This is a genomic window from Moorena sp. SIO4A1 (genome assembly GCF_010672065.1).
Lineage (GTDB): Bacteria > Cyanobacteriota > Cyanobacteriia > Cyanobacteriales > Coleofasciculaceae > Moorena.
Genome location: NZ_JAAHHX010000209.1, coordinates 1 through 3074 on the forward strand (window position 1 = coordinate 1; position 3074 = coordinate 3074).

The window sequence follows — 3074 nt, forward strand, 5'->3', positions numbered from 1 at the left end:
TCTCGCTAATGTCTACTTCAGTGAGGATGACGAATCTCTTCCCAAAGAGCATCCCAAACGTTTTTTCTTCAATCGCACTAGTGGTTTTGTTCGTGCCGATTCTTTTCCCACTGATTCGCTGATACTTCAGCTTTATAACTGGCCAGCTTTCGCACCATTTATTCAAGCTTGCCTGAAGGAAGAAAAACTATACAAATATGCCGACCCTCTTTCCTATATTGCCTTCAACGTGATTAAACCAGGACAGGAGTTTCCTTGGCACTTTGACAATAATCATGTTTCGGTAACGGTCATTACTCAAGCTCCAGAGAAAGGGGGGATATTTGAGTATTGTCATAATATCAGATCGAGCCATGATGAGAATCATGATGGTGTGATGAAGGTACTCAAAGGCGATCGCACTCCGGTCACCTCTTTGAATCTAAGACCAGGGGATCTGCAAATTTTCAAAGGTCGCTATTCCCTGCATCGCGTAACAAAAGTGGAGGGGTCTATTCCACGCTACACCGCAGTCTTTTCTTATACTAAAGATCCACAAATGTATAGCAAAGTATATCGCAGCCTCCAACTTTATGGTAAGGCACTACCAACTCATTATCAGTTGGATAAAACCGATATGAGAACGGATGGTTTAGAAGATTAAAAAGATGGCAAGCAAGACAAAAGATAATTGAGAAACTTAACAAATTAGACTGGCCTCAACTAGCGGCATAATTTCAACCAGAGACTCCTTACTTCATTGATGGTGAGTTTGTTGATGCTGTAGATGGCTAAAAATTTGAAACCATCAATGAAGCAACTGGCGAAGTTACAGCGGTTCCCGCAGTTATGAAGTACATTGGATTATAGGGTCATATTTTGCCTTTTGATCTAACACAGACAAATCAATATCCATTGAGCTTTTTTGTATATCATTACTTTTGGTTGTTGAAAGAAATATTGACTGTTGCTCTCAAGTTCGGTAGTGAAAAGCTAATTTTGCCTGTAAGCCAATCAACTCTCTGGTGTGAACCAAATCAATTACCTACTTTCTCGCTTTTGAAAAAATACCATCCCAGTTCGCCAGCTTCAACAGCTCCAGCACTCTTGCCATAGGACACACTAAGTTCCGGATATTGCTCTCGAATTCTATCAGACTGAATCGCATAAGATTTCTGCATATGTTGGCTCAAATCTGTCGCTTCCAGCACCTTAAAACCTGCCGCACTCAGGTTATCTCGATAGGATTCAGGGGTAAAAAGATTATTAACAAGTAACCGCTCGTAGAGGTGCTTGCGAGTGGATTCACTAATATCCATGGTTGGGGTAGTTAAGTCATCAAAAACAAACCGTCCTTGGGGTTTTAAGACTCTGCTAATTTCCTTGAGTGCCAAACCTCGTTCTTCAATATGTAGGAGAGTTCCTTGACTCCAAGCATGGGTAAAGGATTCATCTGGGAAAGGCAAATCGAGGATTGATGCTTTCTCGAATGAAAGATTTAGTGAAGGATTATCCTTCGCTTTTATTTCGCAGTTGCGGATATGAGTGGCACTAAGATCGATTCCTACAACCTCACAACCCTTTTGCTGAGCGATCCAGACGGCAGCTTTACCGTTTCCACAACCTACTTCCAGTACCCGTGACTGAGCAGAAATTCCACTGTGTTCTAACATATATTCATTCCAGCGATCGCAGCCACGCAGAAAGTCTTCATAGGTGTGGACTTCATCTAAGTTGTCGAAATATCCCCAATGCTTGCTGCCATCTGGGTGCCAGGAAATCCGATAGCGATCATCTGAGTTATCGTAATAGCTTTGGGTATCAGCTTCTGTAAATTTTTTTGTCATCATAACCTCCTAGTCGTTTATAGTTGGATTTTGTTAAAACTCTTAGCTGCTTAACTTTTCACAGAGGAAGAACCACCAACCTACATCACCAGCTTCCACAGCAGCAGCACTTTCCTGATAAGACCTACTTAGTTTTGGATATTGCTGTTGAATGATTGCAGACCGAATTTGATAACATTTTTGCATATGTTGACTTAAGTCCATAGTCTCTAACAGCCTGAGACCTAAGTCGGTAAGATAGTTTTTGTAGAAGTCAGGGGTAAACATATCATTAACGATCAGCCGTTCGTATAGATGTTTTTGGGTAGAAATATTGATTTTTGATACTGGTGTTACTAGGTCATCAAAAGCAAAGATTCCCCCTATTTCCAGCACACGATAGATCTCTTGGAGTGCTAGCTGGCGTTGGTGAATATGGTAGAGAGTTGCTTGACTCCAGACATGGGTAAAGGAACTGTCATAAAAAGGTAGATCCGTTGCTGATGCTTTATGAAAGGATAAGCGTAAGGATGGATTTTTCTTGGCCTTTTCTGTGGCATTGTTGATGTGAGTAGTACTTAGATCTACCCCCACTACTTCACAACCCTTCTGCCGGGCAATCCTAATAGCCGCATTACCGTTTCCACTACCTATTTCTAGAACTCGGGAGTCAGCAGTAATTTGGCTTTGAGAGAGCATATATTGATCCCAGCGTTCACAAGCCTCGGCAAAATCCTCATAAGTACAGGAGTCATCTAAGTTATCGAAATATCCCCAATGCTTGCTGCCATCTGGATGCCAAGAAATACGGTAGCGCTCGTCCGAGTTATCATAATAGGCTTAAGTATCAGCTTCTGTAAATTGGTTTGCCACCATATGATCAACACCCTCTGTATACTAGTAGTTAACTCAAAACTTTGAGCGAACGAATACCTCAAGACGTTTCATGCCTTTTTCAATGGTTTCTGTATCTGTAGCGTAGGAAAGGCGGATATGATCGTCAGCTCCAAAAGCAATTCCTGGAATTGCTGCCACTTGCTGTGACTCTAACAGGCCATTGCAGAATTCTTCAGATTTTATCCCTAGTTGGCTGATGTTGGGAAACAGATAAAAAGCTCCATTTGGTTTGGGACAGGTTAAACCAGGAATCCTATCAAGGCACTCTAGCATAATCTGACGACGTTGGGCAAAGGTTTGTCGCATCTGTTCCACACAGTTTTGAGAACTAGATAAAGCCGCGATCGCTCCATACTGAGAGAAGGTACATAC

Annotated in this window: 3 protein-coding genes and 1 pseudogene; 1 reads left to right on the forward strand and 3 read right to left on the reverse strand. The window is 41.9% G+C overall.

Annotated features, from left to right (window positions below; translation table 11 throughout):
• A partial coding sequence (locus F6K53_RS36240; protein WP_293084265.1) for a 2OG-Fe(II) oxygenase occupies positions 1-643 on the forward strand: 643 nt, incomplete at its 5' end.
• A 373-nt stretch (positions 644-1016) separates the two neighbouring features.
• On the opposite strand, the gene F6K53_RS36245 is transcribed toward F6K53_RS36240, so the two are convergent.
• The 3 genes and pseudogenes from F6K53_RS36245 to F6K53_RS36255 all read right to left on the reverse strand — a co-directional run.
• Positions 1017-1829 carry a class I SAM-dependent methyltransferase gene (locus tag F6K53_RS36245; protein ID WP_081431065.1) on the reverse strand — a complete coding sequence of 271 codons (813 nt, stop codon included), beginning with the start codon at positions 1827-1829 and terminating at the stop codon, positions 1017-1019.
• A gap of 39 nt (positions 1830-1868) precedes the next feature.
• Positions 1869-2630, reverse strand: a pseudogene (locus F6K53_RS36250) (class I SAM-dependent methyltransferase); the annotation flags it as partial.
• A gap of 84 nt (positions 2631-2714) precedes the next feature.
• On the reverse strand, positions 2715-3074 hold a 360-nt coding region (locus F6K53_RS36255; RefSeq protein WP_293084268.1), incomplete at its 5' end, for an aminotransferase class I/II-fold pyridoxal phosphate-dependent enzyme.

What these genes read in the sequence shown, in the direction of transcription:
- F6K53_RS36245 (WP_081431065.1), bottom strand. Translation starts at nt 1,829, where the DNA reads ATGATGACAAAAAAATTTACAGAAGCTGATACCCAAAGCTATTACGAT.